General features: G+C 44.7%; 17 protein-coding genes. 9 read left to right on the forward strand and 8 right to left on the reverse strand.

Annotation, left to right across the window (positions count from 1 at the left end):
* Positions 1-143 precede the first annotated feature (143 nt).
* Positions 144-1,337, forward strand: a complete 1,194-nt coding sequence (gene nhaA, locus FEM55_RS08160; RefSeq protein ID WP_138280849.1) for a Na+/H+ antiporter NhaA — start codon at positions 144-146, stop codon at positions 1,335-1,337.
* 3 nt (positions 1,338-1,340) lie between these two features.
* Here the strand turns inward: nhaA and FEM55_RS08165 are convergent, their stop codons facing one another.
* Positions 1,341-1,847 (reverse strand): hypothetical protein, encoded by a 507-nt coding sequence (locus FEM55_RS08165; protein ID WP_138280850.1) that lies wholly within the window; start codon positions 1,845-1,847, stop codon positions 1,341-1,343.
* A gap of 108 nt (positions 1,848-1,955) precedes the next feature.
* On the opposite strand from FEM55_RS08165, the gene nfi reads away from it, so the two are divergent.
* Complete coding sequence (gene nfi / locus FEM55_RS08170) at positions 1,956-2,645, forward strand: deoxyribonuclease V (protein ID WP_229209151.1); 690 nt, start codon at positions 1,956-1,958, stop codon at positions 2,643-2,645.
* Positions 2,646-2,845: 200 nt separating this feature from the next.
* Here the strand turns inward: nfi and FEM55_RS08175 are convergent, their stop codons facing one another.
* From FEM55_RS08175 to FEM55_RS08200, 6 genes are all read right to left on the reverse strand, one after another.
* The gene (locus FEM55_RS08175) at positions 2,846-4,012 is read right to left on the reverse strand and encodes a glycoside hydrolase family 18 protein (protein WP_138280852.1); all 1,167 of its coding nucleotides are present in this window, start codon (positions 4,010-4,012) and stop codon (positions 2,846-2,848) included.
* A gap of 84 nt (positions 4,013-4,096) precedes the next feature.
* On the reverse strand, positions 4,097-4,870 hold the full coding sequence (gene ku, locus FEM55_RS08180; RefSeq protein ID WP_138280853.1) for a non-homologous end joining protein Ku: 774 nt from the start codon (positions 4,868-4,870) through the stop codon (positions 4,097-4,099).
* A gap of 138 nt (positions 4,871-5,008) precedes the next feature.
* On the reverse strand, positions 5,009-5,761 hold the full coding sequence (locus FEM55_RS08185) for a LytR/AlgR family response regulator transcription factor (protein WP_138280854.1): 753 nt from the start codon (positions 5,759-5,761) through the stop codon (positions 5,009-5,011).
* Positions 5,762-5,779: 18 nt separating this feature from the next.
* The gene (locus FEM55_RS08190) at positions 5,780-6,907 is read right to left on the reverse strand and encodes a sensor histidine kinase (RefSeq protein ID WP_229209152.1); all 1,128 of its coding nucleotides are present in this window, start codon (positions 6,905-6,907) and stop codon (positions 5,780-5,782) included.
* A gap of 44 nt (positions 6,908-6,951) precedes the next feature.
* The gene (locus FEM55_RS08195) at positions 6,952-7,605 is read right to left on the reverse strand and encodes a hypothetical protein (RefSeq protein ID WP_138280855.1); all 654 of its coding nucleotides are present in this window, start codon (positions 7,603-7,605) and stop codon (positions 6,952-6,954) included.
* A 78-nt stretch (positions 7,606-7,683) separates the two neighbouring features.
* Entirely contained in the window at positions 7,684-9,849 is a 2,166-nt protein-coding gene (locus FEM55_RS08200; protein ID WP_138280856.1) for a TonB-dependent receptor, read from the reverse strand.
* Between the two features lie 382 nt (positions 9,850-10,231).
* Here FEM55_RS08200 and FEM55_RS08205 point away from each other — a divergent pair, with 382 nt between their 5' ends.
* The 6 genes from FEM55_RS08205 (at position 10,232) to FEM55_RS08230 (ending at position 14,489) form a co-directional block, all read left to right on the forward strand.
* Entirely contained in the window at positions 10,232-10,444 is a 213-nt protein-coding gene (locus FEM55_RS08205) for a hypothetical protein (RefSeq protein ID WP_138280857.1), read from the forward strand.
* Positions 10,445-10,471: 27 nt separating this feature from the next.
* On the forward strand, positions 10,472-10,666 hold the full coding sequence (locus FEM55_RS08210) for a hypothetical protein (RefSeq protein ID WP_138280858.1): 195 nt from the start codon (positions 10,472-10,474) through the stop codon (positions 10,664-10,666).
* A gap of 143 nt (positions 10,667-10,809) precedes the next feature.
* Positions 10,810-12,039 (forward strand): multidrug effflux MFS transporter, encoded by a 1,230-nt coding sequence (locus FEM55_RS08215; RefSeq protein ID WP_138280859.1) that lies wholly within the window; start codon positions 10,810-10,812, stop codon positions 12,037-12,039.
* Between the two features lie 26 nt (positions 12,040-12,065).
* Entirely contained in the window at positions 12,066-13,988 is a 1,923-nt protein-coding gene (locus tag FEM55_RS08220) for an IGHMBP2 family helicase (protein ID WP_138280860.1), read from the forward strand.
* An 88-nt stretch (positions 13,989-14,076) separates the two neighbouring features.
* Entirely contained in the window at positions 14,077-14,283 is a 207-nt protein-coding gene (locus FEM55_RS08225) for a hypothetical protein (RefSeq protein ID WP_138280861.1), read from the forward strand.
* Positions 14,283-14,489, forward strand: coding sequence for a hypothetical protein (locus FEM55_RS08230; RefSeq protein WP_138280862.1), 207 nt, complete (start codon positions 14,283-14,285; stop codon positions 14,487-14,489). The genes FEM55_RS08225 and FEM55_RS08230 overlap by 1 nt, the downstream gene beginning before the upstream one ends.
* A gap of 296 nt (positions 14,490-14,785) precedes the next feature.
* On the opposite strand, the gene FEM55_RS08235 is transcribed toward FEM55_RS08230, so the two are convergent.
* Positions 14,786-17,761 carry an FAD-binding and (Fe-S)-binding domain-containing protein gene (locus FEM55_RS08235; RefSeq protein ID WP_138281638.1) on the reverse strand — a complete coding sequence of 992 codons (2,976 nt, stop codon included), beginning with the start codon at positions 17,759-17,761 and terminating at the stop codon, positions 14,786-14,788.
* 417 nt (positions 17,762-18,178) lie between these two features.
* On the opposite strand from FEM55_RS08235, the gene FEM55_RS08240 reads away from it, so the two are divergent.
* Complete coding sequence (locus tag FEM55_RS08240; RefSeq protein ID WP_138280863.1) at positions 18,179-21,262, forward strand: SusC/RagA family TonB-linked outer membrane protein; 3,084 nt, start codon at positions 18,179-18,181, stop codon at positions 21,260-21,262.
* Positions 21,263-21,363: the final 101 nt, after the last annotated feature.

The following is a 21,363-nucleotide window of genomic DNA, read 5'->3' on the forward strand; positions in this document are numbered from 1 at the left end:
TGATGAGTTATTTAACGGATGTTTGCGGCCTGTGCTTTACTTTTCCTTTGTCAGTTCAAAGTCTTTGGATATGTATTGTTTTGTGGAGGAATAGTACAAATTGCTTGCTGATGTGACAATTATTTTTTTCTTAAATTGCTCGGATGGAACAGCTAATTAATCTCAGACCGTTTAAAGAATTTGTAAAATCGGGTTCGTTCGGGGGTGTGCTCCTGATCGTTTGTGTAATTATCTCACTGATCATTGCCAATTCTTCACTCGGGCCGGGTTTTGAACAGTTGCTGACGACCGAACTCGGTTTTGAAACAGCCCAAATTCATCTGAACTATTCCATTCTGCTCTGGATCAATGATGGATTGATGGCTATTTTTTTCCTGATGGTCGGACTGGAAATTAAAAGGGAACTGATCGAAGGCGAACTTTCTTCACTGAAAATGGCAGCTCTGCCGGTTTTTGCGGCATTGGGCGGCGTCATTGCTCCGGCAACCATTTATTTTCTGCTGAATAAAAATACGGAAACAGCTGCGGGATGGGGAATTCCGATGGCAACGGACATTGCATTTGCGATTGCCATAATCACCATGCTTGGCAATAAAGTGCCGCCTTCTCTCAAAATATTTCTGGCCGCGCTCGCTATTGTAGACGACCTCATGGCCATTCTGGTAATAGCCATTTTTTATTCATCCGATCTGCATTATACTTTTCTGCTGTATGCGGCGGGGATTTTTGCCATGCTGCTGGTCATTAACAAACTGGGTGTCAAAAATCTGGCTGCGTATCTTGTTCCGGGTGTCTTTATCTGGTATTTTATTCATCATTCGGGCGTGCATGCCACCATTGCCGGTGTCCTCACCGCTTTCGCCATTCCGACCAATCCCGTTTCAGAAGAATCACCGCTGGAAAAACTGGAACATATGCTCGTTAATCCGGTAAATTTTTTCATTATGCCGTTGTTTGCGCTGGTTAATACAAACATCAAATTTGAGCCGGAAATGGTGGACGGGCTTACAACAACGCTCGGACTTGGAATCATCCTTGGCCTTGTTATCGGCAAGCCTTTGGGAATTGCTTTACTTTCCTGGATTTCAGTAAAATTGGGAATCAGCGATAGACCGAAAGGAGCGGAATGGGCGCATATTGTCGGCGTCGGTATGCTGGGCGGAATTGGCTTCACCATGTCCGTCTTCATCGCCTTGCTTTCCTTTTCCGGCAAACACCTGATTCTGTCTGAAGCCAAATTTTCTATTCTCATCGGCTCCATTTTGTCCGGTTTGCTGGGTTATGTAACGCTTACAATGATCAGTCGCAAGAATTTGAAAAATAATCCTGAATTGTAAACCCTACTCCGTCTTGCTCTTGATCAGAATATAATCAATGTCGTTTCCATCCGCAAAGGCTGAAATCTGCGTGTATTTTTCGTAATTATCCCATTGCTTTAATTTATCATCGTCGATTTTTGGCTCCACGTTGTCTTTCAAATTAAGCAGGCCAAGAATGACGCGGTTTTCAAAATCAAAATCTGAAAGGTTATTCAGGGTAATTCGGTCCGCAATGTCATTGATAAATATGATTTCGACTTTTCCTTCTTTATAAATCATTTTGGGGCATTTGTCGCAGCCTGCATTTTCATCCTTGTAATAGCTGTCCAGTTTTCCCGGCCCCAGTACGGCTTCCACTTCTTTTTCACTGCGCAGCGCAATTCTCGGCAAATCCATTTCCACGGTTACAGGCGCATTTTCATCACCGTCGCCCATGACAAAGAATTTGATAAAAACGGCAATCAAAATCAGGATAAATGCAATAAACTTCCAGTTTGCCCACTTGCGTTTCAGTGTAACGTTATTCATGAATGGCTTGGTTTTTGATATAGACAGAACAATAAATTGTGTAAACACGAAATATCATGCCAGCCGCTTATGAATTCAATTACTGACACTCCGGAATCAAATTATGATATGCTTACCATTACTGAAGCAACCCTTATTCAGAAAAACCTGAGAGAACAGCTGAATCTGAAGCCGCTTCAGTCACCGATCCGCACCATTGCCGGAGCAGACATATCGTTATCGCTTTACAGTGAAACTGTTTATGCAGGAATGGTCATACTGAGTTTTCCCGATCTGCAACCCGTAGCGTATTCACTTGTGAAAAGCAGCACCACATTTCCGTATGTGCCCGGCTTTCTGGCTTTCCGCGAAATACCGTCGTTACTGAAAGTTTATGAACAGATTCCGGTAAAGCCCGACGTGATTATGTTTGATGGAAACGGCATTATACATAAAAGAAGAATGGGGATTGCTTCCCATTTCGGGGTACTGACGGACTCGGTTACCATGGGCTGCGCCAAGAAAAAACTGACGGGCCAATATGAAGATCCCGGCGAAAACAGGGGCGAATATTCATTGCTTACCGATAAAGGCGAAACGATCGGGTACGTGCTGAGAAGCAAGAATAATGTAAAACCGGTTTTTATTTCGCCGGGACACAATATGAGCCTTGATGACAGCCTGAACATTGCTATGAAATGCATTCACAAATACCGCCTTCCGGAGCCTACACGCAAAGCGCATGAGTTTGTAAATCTTTTCAGAACGGGCGAGCTGAAAGAAGGGTACCATGAAATCGGTTCATTGCAGCTCTTCTGAAAATAAGATTGAAGCAAAGTTATTTGTTGTCACATTGAGCACGGAAGGTCACTTTTTGTACCGGAATGTCATGAATGGTCATTTATTGTCATGTATTGTTTTGAATGTCATTCATGGTTTTTACTGGTGACATATAACCTGATGTTTCGCTCAATGTGACCTTTTTTGTTGTACAAAGATTTGGATAAACCTTCAACCGCTTATTTCAAAGATTTGTCAATTTCGTCCAGCAAATAATTTTTCGAGTCCGAAGTGGATTCCCAGAACATGACGCCGGCCATTTTGTGATCCAATACATATCTGCATTTTTCCCGTACCGATTCCTCATCGTCGTAGCTGAGTATGGCGCCAGTTGCTGCATTCATTAAATAAGGTGCTTTTGCGACGGTATCGCGGTATTCCCTGAATCCTTTTTTATTAACCAGACTGTCTTTGATGTAAGTATAACCGTCTATATATTCCTGCGAAATCTGCTTTTGTCCCAAACCTTTTTCCAGCTTGCTTACCTTGAACATGCGGCCATAAAACGGAAGTCCCATCACGAGCTTTCCGGCAGGAACGCCGGCAGCCGTAAACGCCTTGAAAGCATCATCCGCCGATCTTTCAGATTTATACATTTTACTGGGATAAAGGCTTGCATGATGCACGACGGTATCACCCTGAAAAAGGTCGTAAGTCATCAGATTTACGTAATCCAGATATTCCTGCGCTTTGCCCATTTCGGTGACATTCAGGAAACTGGCGAATCCGGCAACGGCGGTAGTCAGCAGCTTTTTTTGATTGGTTTCTTTTTCCAGCCTGTCGAGTTCATGGCGGATTTCCTGAAACATCAGTGTAAAATTCTGCTTGTCTTCCGGGCGGAAAACATTTCCTTCTTCGCCGGGCATTCCGGGATATTCCCAGTCAATGTCAACGCCGTCCAGATCGTATTTTTTAATAATATCAACAGAACTTCTGGCAAAAATTTTTCTGGAAGAATCCGTCAGTACGGCGTCGGAGAAGTTTTCGCTCCATGCCCAGCCGCCAATGGAAATCAGGAGTTTAAGCTCCGGGTTTTTATCTTTCAGCAATTTTAGTTTCCGGAAATTCGTAGAATCCGTTTTTTCGTTGGTCAGAAACGCCTTGCCGCCTTTTACGTCCACAAACGCATAATTGATATGCGTCAGTTTTTCCGCTTTGATGTCGTCCGTATTGATCAGACCTTTGAATCCGCCCACATAACCGATTACAACAGGCCATGACTTTGTTTCGGATTGCTGTTCGTTTTTATCGGCGGAGCCGCATGATGTTAAAAGAAAAGATGAAAAAGCAACAGATAAGAGTGCAGAGGAAAACGGGAATGTTTTGATTTTTTTAAAAAGGTACATACAAGAGTGGTTTAGAAGGAAGCTAAAAATAAACATTACTTCCAGACAACTCCTAATGCAATTACCCAAAATGACAAAATTGCGTCAGGATGCTTTCCGTTTTGGTGCGCTGAGGCTTTCTTTGAGCTGCGCAAGCAAATCCTGGCTTTTTGAATGCACTACTTTCATGCGCGGAGCAGTGGTTTTCTGGCCTTTAGCCTTGGCCATGATCAGTTTCATGAGCTTTTCATTATACGTATCCGCATATCTCGAAATGTCAAAGTCGGTGCTCAGCTGATCAATTAACTGAACAGCCATTTCCATTTCTGCGGGCTTTAAATCAACTTCCGGAACTTCAAGGTCTTCGGGATTGCGTATTTCCTGCTGAAACCGGATCTTGTTCAGTACAAGTAAATCGCCGGCTGCTTTGATCAGTACCAGACTTTCCCTGTTCCGCAGCACATACGTTCCGAGCCCGGCTTTTCCGGTTTTTTTAAGTGCTTCGCGCAGTAATGCATAAGGTTTTGCACCTGCTTTGTCGGGCTGAAGATAATACGGCGTTTCATAATAAATGCTGTCAATGTCCTTTTCATCAACGAATTCGGCAATTTCAATGGTCTTCGTTTTTTCAGGACTTGCTTTTTCAAAATCGCTTTCATCGAGCACGATGTAAGTGTCATCGACTTTAAAGCCTCTCACAATATTTTCCCACTCCACTTCTTTGCCAGTATTGGCATTGATGCGCTGGAACTTGATATTGGCGTGATCTTTTTTGTCCAGCATATCCAAGTCCAGTTCGCTTGCCTGAACTGCGCTGAAAAGTTTGACGGGAATATTAACAAGGCCAAATCCGATGGCCCCGGACCATATTGCTCTCATATTTTTCTTTAAAAAAATGACCAGATTATTACAGAAAAATATTGCTTTAAAAATCCATGCCTTTGCTAAATTTCATGCCTGCCGCCACAACCAAAGGCATAATGCGACAGCTTTTTACAGCCGTATTTATCAAAGTATTCATTGCCCGAGCCAACTTTTAAAAGCGCCCGTTTTTTCCCGGCTGATCAGAATGTCGTTGTCCGTGCAATTTTCAAGATGTATTTTCAGGCGGCTGCTGGAGTACGTGAAAACGTCTTTGATAGCGGCTACGGAACTGATGTATTTTCTGTTCATTCTGAAAAAATCGTCCGGTGAAATCATACTTTCGACTTCGTCCAGCGTGTAGTCAATGATGAATTTTTTGCCTTGCCGGGTTTGAAGGAGCGTTGCTTTGTCTTCACTGAAGAAAAAGGCAATTTCCTGCACATCAACAGTTTGTATGCGTTCGCCGGTTTTTACAAGAAACCTGTTTTTAAACGTTTTCTGCGTATTCTGAAGCAGGTTCCGGATTTCGTCCAACGAAACGGCAGGCACTTTCCGGCCGGACTGAAACTTGTTTAAAGCCTGTTCCAGCTCATCCGGATCAACGGGTTTCAGAAGGTAGTCAATGCTATTAAGCTTGAATGCTTTGATAGCATACTGGTCATATGCCGTGCAGAAAATGATCGGAGCCGTTACTTTCACCTTTTCAAATATTTCAAAACTGATGCCGTCTGCTAGCTGTATGTCCAGAAAAACAAGGTCTGGATGCGGATTTTTGTTCAGCCATTCCACGGCAGAAGTAACCGTATCGATGTTGCTGTATATTTCAGCTTCCGGGATCTTTTCGGTAATCAGCTGAACGAGCCTTCTGGCTGCGGGTTTTTCATCTTCAATAATCAGGATTTTCATTGTAATGCTTGAAAGCTTTTAAAGCCGGTAATCCGGTTTTGCAGTTTGTCTGTATTCAGGAAAGGATTGCTTCTTCTGATCGGGAATTTTGAGCAAGGGAAGTTTTACAACAAAGCTTCCGCCGGTATCCTGAATGGAAATCGCTTGATTGCTGAGCAGTTCATACCTTTTAACAATATTCATCAGCCCGATCCCGGCCGAGTTTTCAGGCATGCTGCTTTTCGGCTGAAGATTGTTTTCTACAATCAATTCCTGATTTTCCATAAAAATCGTAATCCGCAAAGGATTTTCGGTGGAAGCAATATTGTGCTTGATTGCATTTTCCAGCAGCAACTGAAGGGAAAGCGGCGGCAGATTTCCGGACATGTTTTGATCCATGCGGATTTCATACTGAAGATTGTCTTCAAACCGGATTTTCTGCAAAGACAAATAATCCGCGGCAAATTCAAGTTCCTTTTCCAGCGAAACCAGTTCTTCATGCTGCACGTCGAGCACATAGCGGTAAATGCGGGACAGTTTATGCACGAACTTGGCAGCCGTATCCGGATTTTCATAAACCAGATTGCTCAGCACATTCAGCGAATTGAACAGAAAATGCGGATTCAGCTGATCTTTCAGCGATTGGTACTGACGCGCAAACCTTTCTGTTTTCAGTTGTTCCGCTTCAATGGCCGCTTTCCGCCATTCCATCAGAAAAGACCTGCTGATAAATACAAATGAAATGAAGAATGCAATCTGCATCGGAAATTTGGTCCAGAGTATCAGTTGCTTCCACGGAATAGCGTTCAGGGTAAAATTTTTTGTGACCAGCCATGTAAATAGAAATATCAGAACCAGACTTGCGCAGAAAACATAGATGAAGTAACTCGCAGATTCCAGAACAAGCCTCTTTACCGGATACTGAATCCATGACAGTTTATCATCGTAGTAACTTTCGATCAGAAATCCGCCGTAACTCAGTGTGGTTGAAAGCAGGAAGGCAAGTAACAAATCATCCGCAGCGTCCCGCATGCGGTTGAGGTCGGCCATGCAGGACGGATCGGAAAGCAATATTATGGCAAGTGCAATCACCAAATTGATTCCAATGAAACCGGGAGAAAAGTTCCAGAACTTTCTGGTGCCTTTGATGGAAATGTTAAAGGTCATGATTACGGGGTTCGTTTGTCGTTTTGCTCCGGAACATTCCTGAATTATTCGCAACTTTTCGACATGCTTTCCGCGATTCTTTTTCCCCATGTCGGCTTCATTGCTGCTGTTAGCGCTTCTTCGTCCTGAGCGGCAAATATAGCCATACTTTGTTTTGCAAGACTGCATGCTTTTTCCGTTCCCGATCCGAAAAACCGGGCTATACCGGCTTCCATTTGTGCCATCAATGCAAGTGCACGCGGATTTTTGCTGTCTATGGCCAATGATCTGCCAAATTCCGCAAGCGCCTGTCCCGACAAGCTCTGTCCTCTGCCGGCAGGATCGGCGCTTACTTTTGCCATGGTGATAAATCCCTTTAAAGCAATGATTTCCGAGTTGTCTGCGGATATGGCTTCTGCTTTTTTTACAAGCTCTTCTGCTTTTGCCAGTGCCTCGTCTTTTTTGTCCGGCGTGAGTTTATGGTTCATACCCTGAAAAGTACAGGCCAGTGCCTGATAATACAAAGGCTGCCATTCGGTCGGGTTGAGTTCGGCAATGCGTGAAAAGGCATTGGCCGATTGCTGAAACTGCGAAAGAGAATCCGCCTTGTTTATTTTCCCGATTTCCTTCTTCATGATTTTCTGAAAAGGAGAATCCTGTGCTTTAACGGACAGAACGGCAAGCAGTAAAACGGCGATGATGAAAGTCAGTTTGTTCATTGGTAAATTTGATTGTAATAGTTAAAAATTTGTGGAAGCTTGAAGTCTGCATGTAATCCGGACATTTCAGGCAATGGTTCAGAGATTGTTGAGCTGATTGGCATTTTTATCCCTGGAAATGGTAATGAACAAAGCTGCAAAAGCAAACCTTTTCGCACCTTGTCCGACCGGCAGGCCGATATAAGCGCCGCTTTCGTCCGGCTGTAAAGCATAGCGGTATCCGAAGACATTGTTTCTGCCCAGCACATTGGAACAGGCCACATGTAAAATGATATCCGGTCGTGGCAAATAACTCCAGCTGATGCTCAAATCACTGTACATTTTTGTTTTTTGCTGCATTTCGCCCGTTCTGTTCGGGTTGCTGAACGGGTAGCCGCTGTTCCACGACCACGAAGTTCCGAGCTGTGATTTCAGTGCGGATGCAAAATGCTTGACAACGATAGAGCCATTGTGTTTCGGAGCAAATGAGGGCTGTACGAGGGTTTCGTATGCGGCATATTTTCGCTTGCTGTCTACAAAGCTGTAAGTAATCCAGAAATCGGTTCCTTTGATACTTTTCCGGTCGCGGTAAAAGAAATCCATGCCTCTTGCATAGCCTGAGCCGTTTTGAGAGAAGTTACTGTAATTTCCCGCAGCGTCGTCATACGTGACAAGATGATCGTAAATCTTGTAAAATGATTCTGCGCGGAATGTGCGGTTATTATTTACAATGAAATAGTTAAGAATGTAATGCGTTGCGGCGGTATTCTGCAGATTGTTTTGCGCTACCCTGATTTTCTCTTCCGGAAGCTGTTTGAATTTCCCGGCTGCAAAGGAAAATTGTCCCTGATGATCCAGTTTCCAGGCTACGGAAAATCTCGGCGTCATCCAGACTTGTTCTGCCAGCGAACTGTGCCCGCTTCTGACACCGGCAACCATAATCAGGCGATTGCTGAAATAATACGTGGCTTCTGCAAAATGATTAAGCTGGTGATCGGTATAATTTCTTGTCCGGTTTACGTCCGTCATGGTTTCCGAATAGGCTTTTACAAACCATTCCAGTCCGTTTTTGAGTGAAAACCGAGGTGAAAAATCCTTTACCGCGACTATTTTGGCATGTGCAAGCTGATTAGTCCGGCGAAGCGGGTCGGCATTCCGTTTCAGTGCATCACTGTTGTGCGAAAAAGCAAGACCACCATAAAAAAACCAGTCTTTTTTACCCGAATGACGAAAAGATACATTGGAATAACTGTAACGGTTACGAAGCTGAATGCGGTCGCCGCGCCCGTTGTCACCCGGGATTTTTTGCCAGATCGTCATCCGGTTCCCTTCTGTGTGAAAATAGGCTTTGATGAAACCTGCTTTTCCGTTTGCAGCATTTCCCCATTTATGACGTAACGAGATTTCCGAATCCCAGCTTTCAGGACTTTTTTCCCAGTCGAAATCCTGTTTTACGAGCGACTGATAGGGTGCAAGGTTGTAATAGTTCGCAGAAGCCGTCAATGCATTTTGTTTCCCGGTCAGCGTTTGTGTATAGCCACCGCCAACGGACATGATGCTGACATCACCCTGACTTCTCAGCGGAAGGTTAACGGTGCTGAGCGCCAGTGCCGAGGAAAGCGCCTGACCATATTCCGCAGAATAACCGCCGGTACTGAAAAACGAACCTCTGAAAAGATTGGCACTGAACCGGTTCCGCGTGGGAACGTTGGAAGCGGTGCTTCCGTATGCATTTCCGACCTGCAGGCCGTCGATAAAAATGGAAGTTTCGGAAGCGTCGCCGCCACGGACAAACAGACGCCCGTCATTACCGACTGTGGAAGTTCCGGGTAGTGTAAGCAGCGCACCGGTAATATCGCCCATCGCGCCTGAAGTGGTGACAATGTCCAGCGGTTTCAGTACAACTGATTTCTTTTCGTCACCGGCTTCCATGGCACCGGCGGTAATGGTTACGGCGGTAAGCAGATTGATGCTCCCGGAAAGCTTTATTTTAAGTTCAAGAGTTTGCCCGTTGCATTCAATAACGGTTTCCTGAGGCTTGAAACCTAGTGCCTGCACCATCAGAACCTGTTTTCCTGACAAGTCCGTTTCGAATGAAAAACCCCCGTTTACATCCGACGATGTGCCGTCGTAACTTCCCTTGATGTACACATTGGAGCCGGGGACTGCCTCGCCTTTCTGATCGGTTACAATGCCCGAGATTTTGGTGCCGGCGCTGGCGGCAAATGCGGTGAAGAAGATCAGAATTGTAAAATACAGTTTCATTTTGCTCTTTGTTTAATCCAAAATTCAGCAGAATGAAAAACTGTGGAAAATGAAGCCCGCCGAAGTGCAGAATGGAGTGGATGAAGTTCACAGTTGGCTGGCCGGAGTGAAATACAGGCAACCTTCAGAGATGTATTTCCGGAACAGGTCTACACTTTGCAAGAGGTAATCAGAATATTTTTCTGTGTTTTTCTGATTTTTTGCAAATATTTTCAAATTCCTTGCTATCAGATATTTAATTTGATAAATTCATTATATTCTTCCTTTGTGAAACGGTAAAATGATCTTTGTGCTTCCGAAGTTTATGCCGGCTGGCATATTTATTTATAAAACAGATTCCGAACGATTACACTGTAAGACTAACTCTTAATTTAAGTATAACATGATAGCGACACTTGAAAACAACGCAATAAGTACATTAAAGCCTGGCGCAGTTCTTTCCGTTACAGGTGCAGATAACATAACAGATGCCCAAAGAGAAGTGGCGGATTTGCTGCAATCAAGCAACAGAACGGATCTTGGTTATTTTCATATTTCGAAAAATTATTTCTTGTTGTATTTAAAACCAGGAAATCTGGCAGGTGGAATTGCATAAGGCATTCACATTTCACATTATAGTAACATGGTACAATCAGGTACATTTCAGTTGCTGGGACAAAAGCTCATCAACATTATTATTCACAGAGAAGACGTAGTTAAAATAGCACCGATCAAAAAAGGACGCGGATGTATCATTTATCTCAAGAACAAGGTTCCATATGCAGTGAGCGAAAGCGAGCGGGAAGTTTATAAAAAACTGGATTGGGTTACCGCTTAAAAGGTTTTCTTTACTATACAACATACCAGAGACTCCATAAACATGGTGTCTCTTTTTTGTTTTATTATGCTGCTTTACCGAACCGGACGGTACATATCCCTGTTATCAGCACTTAACATACCGACTACGCCACAATATTTCAGATGTCTAACAGAACGTATTTTTTTCTCATCCTCATCTTAGGAAGTTTAACTGCACTCGGGCCTTTTTCAATTGACATGTATCTGCCCGGTTTTCCTGCGATTGCAAAAGATCTTCATACCACAGCTGCCAAAGTTTCCCTTTCCCTTTCCGGATTTTTTATCGGTATTTCACTGGGTCAACTGCTTTACGGTCCTTTGCTGGACCGGTTTGGAAGAAAAAAACCACTATTCGTTGGTCTTTGCGTCTATATCCTTGCATCCGCCGGCTGTGCCGTTGCAACCAGCATTGATCAGCTGATTTTACTCCGGATTGTTCAGGCGATTGGGAGCTGTGCGGCTACAGTTGCATCTGTAGCCATGGTCCGCGATCTGTTTCCGGTCAGTGACAACGCCAAGGTTTTTTCATTGCTTTTACTGGTTGTAGGCGTTTCACCGATGATTGCTCCGACGGTAGGCGGCTATGTAACGGCTGCATTCGGCTGGCATGCCGTGTTCATCATCCTGACGGTAATGGGCATCGCCATATTGGCTGCAACGGTACTCTGGCTTCCCGACAGCTACAAACCGGACACATCGCTTTCGCTGAAACCCAGGCCGATCCTGATGAATTTTTTCAATGTGATCCGCGAACCGCAATTTTATACGTACTCACTTACGGGTGCCATTGCATTTGCAGGATTGTTCGCTTACGTTTCGGGTTCCCCGCTCGTATTCATGGAAGTTTTTCATACGGACGAGAAAGTTTACGGCTGGATTTTTGCATTTCTGTCCATTGGCTTCATCGGTTCCAGCCAGTTGAATACCTTGTTTTTACGTAAATACAGCAGTGAACAGATTGTCAACATCGCATTGATTTGTCAGGTAATAATCGGTTTTACTTTTCTGGCTGCTGCGCTGAACGGCTTGCTTGATCTTAAAATCACACTGGTGTTTTTGTTCTTATTTCTTTGCTGCATTGGTTACACTTACCCGAACGCCGCCGCACTTTCTCTGGCTCCTTTTACCAAAAATGCCGGCAGCGCTTCGGCGTTAATGGGTGCTTTCCAGATGGGAATGGGAACGTTGATTTCGGTTCTGATCAGTCTTTTTGAAGAGCCTTCCATTATTCCTATGGTTTCGGCTATGGCCGGTTCCGCGTTCCTTGCGCTTGTCGTACTGCTGTTCGGAAGACGTTTTATTACCCGGAAAGTGGAAGTCCGGGAAGGCACGGACGCAGGCATGATGCATTGATATTGTATTGTTGATTTTCTTTGTACATGGATTATTTTAAAAAACTTTCCGATCTGCTTAAAACCGAAAGGGAAGAAGACCGGCAATCTTACCTCAGACTGACTGAAACGACTTCTGTTTCCGAAAGGCGCGCCAACGGACTGGCATGGTACCCGGTTGCGATCAGAGGATCGGAAATGAGCCGGGGCGATTATCTGACAGTGGAAGTGGAGCGTACAACGCATCAGGACATTTCGCATCAGCTACGTTTTGGAATGCCGGCTGTTCTTTTTTCCAATCATGATGCCAAGAAGGACAGGCTGGAAGGAATTATTTCACACCAAAGCGGAAACCGGCTGAAAATTACCTTGCGTACCGACGAACTTCCGGAATGGTCGCGTGACGGAAAGCTTGGAATTGACGTACTGTTTGATGACAACAGCTATGATGAAATGCAGAATGCACTCAAAGCTGCCGGCATTCTTGCAGAAAACGATAAAGAAGGGCGCCTTGTGCAAATACTGACGGGTGAAAAAGCACCTGCTTTTCAAACCGATGTTCCTGAACTACGTATTCCAAAGCTGAACCCGTCCCAGCTGGAAGCAGTAAAGAAAATTGTATCGGCCAATGAACTGGCCATTGTCCACGGCCCGCCCGGAACCGGAAAAACAACAACATTGGTGCAGGCCATAAAAGCATTGATCAGCCGTGAACACAAGCAGATTCTGGTGGTGGCACCCAGTAATACAGCCGTGGACCTGTTGAGTGAAAAGCTTAGTGAGGAAGGGCTTCATGTACTCCGTGTCGGAAATCCGGTTCGGGTTTCAGAACGATTGATATCCCTGACGCTGGACAGTAAAATGAATGCGCATAGCCGTATGAAGGACGTTAAAGCACTTAAAAAGCAGGCTAACGAATTCAAGAATATGGCGCATAAATACAAACGGAATTTTGGCAAAGCCGAGCGTGAACAGCGGAAAGCACTCTTTGACGAGGCGCACAAAATCATGAAGGAAGTCGGTACAATTGAACAATATGTTATTGACGACCTTATTTCAAAAGCACAGGTAATTACCGCAACGCTGGTCGGGTCCAATCATTATACAGTCAGGAATCTGAAATTCGGGACAGTGATAATTGATGAAGCCGGACAGGCACTCGAACCTGCCTGCTGGATACCCATACTGAAAGCTGGAAAAGTGATTATGGCCGGTGATCATTTACAGTTGCCGCCTACGATCAAATCTGCCGAAGCAGCCAGAAACGGCCTGAGTACAACTTTACTGGAAAAAAACGTTGCGGCACATCCTGAATCCGTCGTGCTGCTGGAAGAACAATACCGCATGCATGAAGTCATCATGGGCTTTTCTTCCAAAATATTTTATGAAAACAGGCTTGCAGCACACGCTTCGGTCGCGCACAGACTGCTGTTTCCGGAAGATTCGCCATTGGCATTTATTGATACGGCGGGGTGCGGATTTGAGGAAAAAAAGGAAGGGACCAGTACGACAAATCCTGAGGAAGCGGCATTTCTGTTTAAACATCTTTCACAGCTTGTTTCCGAATTTGTTCAGTCCAAGCCGGATATAACACCTGATATTTTAAAAGATTTTCCTACAGTAGCAATAATTTCCCCGTACAAGGAACAGATTAATATTCTTAAAGAACAATTGCTGCATGCGGATTCTTTACAACCTTACTTGTCCAGCATTTCAGTAAATACCATTGACAGTTTTCAGGGACAGGAACGTGATATTGTTTATATAAGCATGACGAGGAGCAATGCAGAAGGCGAAATCGGGTTTTTAGCAGATATCCGCCGGATGAATGTAGCCATGACGCGGGCAAGGAAAAAACTGGTTGTCATCGGTGACAGCGCTACACTTTCACAATCGGCTTTTTACAGGGATTTTATTGAATATGCGGAGCAGTTTAATGCATATCAGAGTGCCTGGGAGTTCGTAGATTAATTTGTTGCCTAGCGCCACATCCTGTTTATAGCAACGGGTTGTTGGGGGCATTTGATTATGCAAGGAGGCTCCGCAGGAGCCTTGCATAATGCGAACTTTGGACGTGCTACAAACAGGGCGCTCCTCCGGAGCGGAGCGGATGCCGCCATGGAGTGGTACCCTGTTTATAGCAAAGGATTATTCGGTGCATAATGCGAACTTTGAACGTGCTACAAACAGGGCGCTCCTCCGGAGCGGAGCGGATGCCGCCACGGAGTGGTACCCTGTTTATAGCAAAGGATTATTCGGTGCATAATGCGAACTTTGGACGTGCTACAAACAGGACGCTCCTCCGGAGCGGAGCGGATGCCGCCACGGAATGGTACGCTGTTTATAGCAAAGGATTATTCGGTGGACTATGCGAACTTTGGACGTGCTACAAACAGGGCGCTCCTCGGGATCGGAGCGGATGCCGCCACGGAGTGGTACCCTGTTTATAGCAAAGGATTATTCGGTGCATAATGCGAACTTTGAACGTGCTACAAACAGGGCGCTCCTCCAGAACGGAGCGGATGCCACCACGGAGTGGTACCCTGTTTATAGCAAAGGATTATTCGGTGCATAATGCGAACTTTGGACGTGCTACAAACAGGGCGCTCCTCCGGAGCGGAGCGGATGCTGCCACGGAGTGGCACCCTGTTTATAGCAAAGGATTATTCGGTGCATTATATTGCAAGGCTCCGGAGGAGCCTCCTGATTGTTGCTTTAAATGCATATTTTCTACAAACAGGCTCCTGCGCAGCCTTGATCTATAAGTTTTAAATCATTGCTTCCCATAAAATTTCTGCCGGATGCATGGCTTTTCTTCCGGTTCCGTCATGGATTTGATGGCGGCAGCTTGTTCCGGGCGCGGCAATGATTACTTCCTCAGGTTGCTGGCGGACGGCCGGGAAAAGTACCAGTTCTCCAATTTGCATGGAAATATCGTAATGCTCTTTTTCATACCCGAAAGATCCCGCCATTCCGCAGCAACCTGAAGGAATCAGTTGGACCGTATAATTTTCCGGAAGTGAAAGCATTTTCTTGGTCGGAACCATGCTTGAAATGGCTTTTTGCTGGCAATGTCCGTGCAGTTTGATGAGGCGTTTTTCCTTTGTAAAGCTGGCTTTTGAAATATGTTTCAGTTCCATTTCTCTTGCAATGAACTCGTCAAACTGAAGTGCGTTCTGCGCCAGTTTCTTGGCTTCTTCCACGAGTTCGTCGCTGACAAGATCGGGATATTCGTCGCGGAAAGTCAGAATAGCAGACGGTTCGATGCCGACCAAAGGCGTATCGTAGGAAATAATATCTTTTAGCAAACGGATGTTTTCTTCTGCAATTTTCTTGGCATCTTTTAATAAACCTTTGGAAAGCTGAGGCCGTCCGGACGGGCCGTGATTTGGAATAACCACTTCATAGCCGAGTTTTTCCAATGTGAAAATGGATTTTTTGCCTATTTCAACATCATTATAATTGGTGAATTCATCACAGAACAGATAAACGAGGCGTGCACCTGACTTTACATGGTTGTTTTTTCTCTGTTCGTACCACTTTTTCAGCGTTGTACTATGCAGTAATGGCATTGTGCGTTCCGGGTGAAAACCAACCATGCGGTTTGCCATTTTACGCAGCGGTGCATTTTTGAACACCATATTATATGCCCACGGAACATAACTGGCAATGCCGGTCATTTTTGAAAAATTCCCGACCAGCCATGATCGCATCGGAACGCCGTGGACGTCATGATATTGCTGCAGAAATTCCATTTTCAGTTTAGCCACGTCTACATTGGAAGGGCATTCTCCTTTGCAGCCTTTACAGGCAAGGCATAAATCGTAAACCTCCTTGATTTCTTCATGGTCAAACCGATTTTCTTTTGGAGAACGCGTCAGCATTTCACGCAGGATATTGGCGCGGCCTCGGGTTGTGTCTTTTTCATTCCGCGTTGCCATAAAGCTCGGGCACATGGTTCCGCCGCTCATCTCCGTCTTGCGACAGTCGCCCGAACCGTTGCATTGCTCGGCATGCTGAAGAACATCCTGATCGTGAAAGCGGAAATAAGTTTTGAACTCAGGCGTTTTCTGATCGGCTTCGTACCGCAGGAAAGTATCCATTGGCGCAGTATCCACAATTTTGCCGGGATTAAAAATATTATTCGGGTCCCACGTTTTCTTGATTTCCTTGAACAGCCCGTAATTATGTTCACCAACCATTTTCGGGATAAATTCTCCACGAAGCCGTCCGTCGCCGTGCTCGCCGGATAATGAACCGTCGTATTTTTTAACCAGATCGGCAATTTCTTCTGCAATCATCCGGAACTGGCGGTGACCTTCACTGGTTTTCAGATTGATAATCGGACGCAAGTGGATTTCACCGGTTCCGGCATGTGCATAGTGAACAGCCGACATGCCGTGCTTCTTCAGAATCACATTGAAATCACGGATATAATCAGGCTGATCGTATACGTCCACAGCGGTATCTTCAATAACGGCCACGGCTTTATCATCGCCCGGAATGTTGGCCAGCAAGCCAAGACCGGCTTTTCGCAGGGACCAGATTTTCTTGGTGTCTTCACCAAAGAGCAGCGGATAATGAAAACCGATTCCGGCTTCCTGCAGTTCTTTTGTCATTTCCGCAGCAAGTGACTCCACTTCGTCCTTTGTTTCGCGCGAAAGATCCACAACCAGAATAGCGGGAAATTTTCCATCCGGCTTATTTTTTACAAAAAAGGCATTTTTCTTTTGCTCTGCATTGGTTGTAGCGCATTCCAGCACATAATCGTCGATCAGTTCCACGGCATGCGGCTGATATTTCAGTGTCAGGATTGTTGCCCGCAAAGCTTCATCGATGGTGTCGCAATGCACGCAAACGAGTCCCGGCGTTCTGGGCGGAAGCGGAACAAGGTTTAATTTTATTTCTGTTAAAAAGCAAAGTGTTCCTTCCGAGCCGGCAATCAGACTGCACATATTAAAAGGTTTTGCAGCTTCCTTTGCTTCCAGATAGGGTTCCGTGTTGAGCAGCATATCCAGCGCGTAGCCGGTATTCCTTCTTTCAATACTTGGCTTCGGAAAATTTTTCCTGATCTCAGCCTGATTTTCAGGCAAGTTCAGGATCTCATCTGTTTTCAGGTATATCTTATCAAGAAGCGTTGGGCTGCCGTTTTTCTGCTGCGCATGGCCAATCAGATTTTGAAAATCCTTTCCTGCAATACTTTTAAACTCCACTTCCGAGCCGTCCGCCAGAATTGCTTTTACTTCCAGCGTATGTTCCCTGGCACTTCCGTAAACGATCGAATTGGAACCGCAGGAATTATTGCCGACCATTCCACCGATCATGGCGCGGTTGGCTGTCGAGGTTTCCGGTCCGAAATACAGGCCGTAAGGTTTGAGGGCCATGTTCAGTTCATCACGCACAACGCCGGGCTGCACACGCACCCATTTCTCCTCTGCGTTAACTTCCAGTATTTTGGTGAAAGTTCTGGAAACATCCACGACAATTCCGCTTCCTACAACCTGTCCTGCAAGTGAAGTTCCGGCTGTACGCGGAATCAGCGAAATGCTGTTTGCCGTTGCGTAGGAAATCAGCGTTTTGATGTCTTTTATGCTTTTGGGCATTGCTACGGCCAGCGGCATTTCGCGGTAAGCAGAAGCATCGGTAGCGTAAAGGGTCCGCATGGTATTGTCAAAATACAGATCACCTTCAAGTTGTCTGGCAAGTAAGCTTAAATCAGAATTGGTTACAGACGGCAATGTCATAAAAGTATTATACTGGAAAATAATGACTGCAAAGTTACGCACAAGCAAGATGGTTTTCCAGCAATATTTTCATACGTTATAATTCACCGTCCATCAAGCCAAGTGAAGGCTTGATTATGTAACCGAACAGTCCTGTTTTGTATTTTTCAAATAGCACTTTTGTGCTATAATCAGATATGAAGAGTGGTTGTAAAATATTGTGATTAAAGTGAACAAATTTGGGGTAATCGAGTTGTATTATTCAAGCCATTTGTATTATTTTGTACGATCGCTAATGTAAAATTTCAATTTTTTCGCCTTTTAATTTATAAAAAAGCAGGCTTGATTAACTTGAAAGGCAGTTTTTTGAAAATAGCAGGAGAACGAGTTGATATGATACAACAGCGATGCATTCAGACCTAATTAATTATATAACCTATGATGAATTTATCCTTTCATTTATTCAATGATCGAAGTGCCCGTTATGCTTTTGATTCAAGGACTAAAACAAGCCGCAGCAGAAATTCAGTGAGTTTCTACGCCTTGTTACTTACTTTGATGACGCTTGCAGGCAGCGTGTATGCACAAGATGTAAGCGTATCCGGTAAAGTTTCGGATGCAAAAGGTTCAGGCCTTCCGGGCGTTTCCATTACAGTTAAAGGAACAACAAGAGGTGCGAATTCGGACATGGATGGCAATTACACCATTGAAGCTCCGGCCAATGCAACGCTTGTTTTCAGCTTCATCGGATTTGCGACCCAGGAAATTGCCGTCGGAAATCAATCCAAAATTGACATTACGCTGAGTGATGACGTAAAAGCACTGGAAGAAGTGGTGGTAGTAGGGTACGGAACGGCCAAAAGAAAGGACGTAACCGGATCGGTTCAGTCTGTGACTTCCAAAGACTTCAATGCCGGTGTAAACCCGAATCCGCTTCAGGCTATTCAGGGAAGAGTGGCAGGTCTGACGATCACGCAGCCAAACGGTGATCCGAATACAAGCCCTACTGTAAGGCTCCGTGGTTATACTTCACTTGCAGGCGGCAGCGATCCCTTGTATGTTGTTGATGGAATCATCGGTGTTCCGATCAGTACGATTTCTCCGACAGACATTGAAACAATGGATGTTCTGAAAGATGCTTCGGCATCTGCAATTTATGGCTCCCGTGCTGCAAACGGTGTAATTATCATTACCACAAAGCGTGGAAAATCAGGACGTGCATCGGTTTCGTTCAACAATTATGTAGGCGTTGATGTTATTTCAAACAACCTGAAACTGCTCGATGGTCCGGGCTATATCTCCGAAGTACAGCGAATCAAAGGCGAATCTTCTCTTGCAGATTCACAGCGTTTCCCGAAAGATGTAAACGGAAACTTCTATAACACAGACTGGTGGGACGAAATTTCCAGAAAAGGCGTTACAAACAGCCATGACCTTGCAGTAGCCGGCGGATCTCCGACTTTTTCTTACCGCGGATCTGTAAACTACACAAAACGCAATGGTATTATCAAAAACACAGGATTTGACCGTCTGACAGGAAGAATCAACCTGGATCAGAAAGCACTTGACAACCGTCTTAATATCCAGTACAGCCTTTCTTATACCAACACCAATTCGGATCTTACGGACGGCGGTATTCTTGCAAACGCTACTTTGTTCCTGCCAACTTTGCCGGTAAAAAATGCAAATGGTTCCAATTATGAGATTCCAGGTGCTTTTGACCTGAACAACCCGGTTGCCATGTTGGAAAATGAAGTTTTTCAACGTCAGAAAAACACGTTGGTTGGAGGTGTAAACCTTAAATACGAATTGTTCAACGGATTTACTGTTGGTGTGAACGGAGCAATCAAAAATGATCAGGAAGTAACAAGCCGTGCCCGTGACAGGTCTGTAAAAGCTTTTCAGATTACCAACGGTGAAGCTTCCAGAAACCTTGGCCAGATCAATGACAAACTGCTTGAACTTACAGCGACTTACGTAAGAGGATTTGGTGAAAAAGGAAGTAATTTCTCATTGCTGGGAGGTTATTCTTATCAGGATATTGTAAATGACGGATTTGGGGCCAACAATACGCAGTTTGTTGCAACAGGTCTTGGCTATAACAATCTGGGTCTTGGATCCGGATCGCTGATTCTGCCAAAAACATCTTATACAAGTTCATACAGAAACCAGACAAGCCTTGCTTCGTTTTTTGGAAGAGGTACTTTGAACTTCAACGAAAAGTATAACCTTACTGCCACTTTAAGGTATGACGGAAGTTCCAAATTCGGTGCAAACAACAAATGGGGCCTTTTCCCATCCGTAGCCGGTGGATGGACACTTTCTGATGAATCATTCTTTCCAAAATCCAATGCATTCAATTATCTGAAACTGCGTGCAAGCTGGGGACGTACAGGAAACTCGGAAGGTCTGGTTCCTTATCAGTCGCTTCAGCTTTACGGCCCAACGACTTCTTACTATGACGGCAGTATCAATAACTTCCTTCCGGGATACGCAATTACCCAGAATACCAATCCTAACCTGAAATGGGAAGTTGTAACGCAGACAAACCTTGGTCTTGATTTCCAGTTTGTAAACGGACGTTTTTCCGGATCGCTTGATTTCTTCAACAAGAAGACAAACGACATGCTTTACAAATACTCGGTACCTGCGGATGGTGTAAAATATTTTACAAACTTTATCTGGGCTAACGTAGGTTCCATGAGCAATAAGGGAATTGAGGTTTCCTTTGGTGGAGCAATCATTGAAAAAGAAAATTTTACATGGACGAGCCGTTTGGTTGGATCGTATATCAAAAACTCCATCCTTAATCTGAAAAGCGATGATTTTGATTCCGGAATTATCCGTTTCAATGCATTCGGCGGAAGAGGTTTGTCTAACGTTTATGCTTCCATCCTGACACCTGGACTGCCTTTGGGAAGCTTCAACAACGTAGGTCATTTTGTAGGATTTGATGACAAAGGTCAGATGTTGCTGCAAGGCAAAGACGGCGCAGCTCCGGTTACAAACCCGGCAGATGCACAGCTGAATTTCAAAGACAATCCACAGCCTTATATGACAGGTGCATGGGTGAACAGCTTTACTTACAGGAAATTTGACTTGAACTTTCAGTTGAGAGGTGTATTTGGAAACAGCATCCTGAACAACCTTCGTTCAAACCTTTCCATTCCGGGATCTATTCTGGAAACAAACATGCTGGAAAGTGTAAGAGAAGTTCCTGCAAATTTCAGTACCAATGCATTGTCTGATTACTGGCTGGAAAAAGGAACTTACATCCGTCTTGACAACTGGCAGATCGGATATAATGTTTCGCTGGAAAGTAAATTCCTTACCAATGCAAGGATTTATCTGGGCGGTAACAACCTGTTTATCATTACAAAGTACCGTGGTGTAGACCCTGAGCTTGAAGTTAAAGGAGATTTCAACAATGACAACTCTGCGCCAAACAGCCTTGGTCTGGATGCTACCGGTATCTACCCGAAAACCCGTACATTCCAGTTAGGAGTTAATTTAACATTCTAAAAAGAAGTGAAGCATTGCAGCCTCCGGTTTCAGGCTGATTCAATACCTTAAATTAATTATTACGATGAAGATAAAAGTAAAAACATATATTACTAGGCTCC

The organism is Dyadobacter sediminis (assembly GCF_005860765.1).
GTDB lineage: Bacteria > Bacteroidota > Bacteroidia > Cytophagales > Spirosomataceae > Dyadobacter > Dyadobacter sediminis.

Bases quoted from the DNA above. Each gene is read 5' to 3' on its own strand.
- nhaA (WP_138280849.1), top strand. From the start codon at position 144: ATGGAACAGCTAATTAATCTCAGACCGTTTAAAGAATTTGTAAAATCG.
- FEM55_RS08165 (WP_138280850.1), bottom strand. From the start codon at position 1,847: ATGAATAACGTTACACTGAAACGCAAGTGGGCAAACTGGAAGTTTATT.
- nfi (WP_229209151.1), top strand. From the start codon at position 1,956: ATGCTTACCATTACTGAAGCAACCCTTATTCAGAAAAACCTGAGAGAA.
- FEM55_RS08175 (WP_138280852.1), bottom strand. From the start codon at position 4,012: ATGTACCTTTTTAAAAAAATCAAAACATTCCCGTTTTCCTCTGCACTC.
- ku (WP_138280853.1), bottom strand. From the start codon at position 4,870: ATGAGAGCAATATGGTCCGGGGCCATCGGATTTGGCCTTGTTAATATT.
- FEM55_RS08185 (WP_138280854.1), bottom strand. From the start codon at position 5,761: ATGAAAATCCTGATTATTGAAGATGAAAAACCCGCAGCCAGAAGGCTC.
- FEM55_RS08190 (WP_229209152.1), bottom strand. From the start codon at position 6,907: ATGACCTTTAACATTTCCATCAAAGGCACCAGAAAGTTCTGGAACTTT.
- FEM55_RS08195 (WP_138280855.1), bottom strand. From the start codon at position 7,605: ATGAACAAACTGACTTTCATCATCGCCGTTTTACTGCTTGCCGTTCTG.
- FEM55_RS08200 (WP_138280856.1), bottom strand. From the start codon at position 9,849: ATGAAACTGTATTTTACAATTCTGATCTTCTTCACCGCATTTGCCGCC.
- FEM55_RS08205 (WP_138280857.1), top strand. From the start codon at position 10,232: ATGATAGCGACACTTGAAAACAACGCAATAAGTACATTAAAGCCTGGC.
- FEM55_RS08210 (WP_138280858.1), top strand. From the start codon at position 10,472: ATGGTACAATCAGGTACATTTCAGTTGCTGGGACAAAAGCTCATCAAC.
- FEM55_RS08215 (WP_138280859.1), top strand. From the start codon at position 10,810: ATGTCTAACAGAACGTATTTTTTTCTCATCCTCATCTTAGGAAGTTTA.
- FEM55_RS08220 (WP_138280860.1), top strand. From the start codon at position 12,066: ATGGATTATTTTAAAAAACTTTCCGATCTGCTTAAAACCGAAAGGGAA.
- FEM55_RS08225 (WP_138280861.1), top strand. From the start codon at position 14,077: ATGCGAACTTTGGACGTGCTACAAACAGGGCGCTCCTCCGGAGCGGAG.
- FEM55_RS08230 (WP_138280862.1), top strand. From the start codon at position 14,283: ATGCGAACTTTGGACGTGCTACAAACAGGACGCTCCTCCGGAGCGGAG.
- FEM55_RS08235 (WP_138281638.1), bottom strand. From the start codon at position 17,761: ATGACATTGCCGTCTGTAACCAATTCTGATTTAAGCTTACTTGCCAGA.
- FEM55_RS08240 (WP_138280863.1), top strand. From the start codon at position 18,179: ATGATGAATTTATCCTTTCATTTATTCAATGATCGAAGTGCCCGTTAT.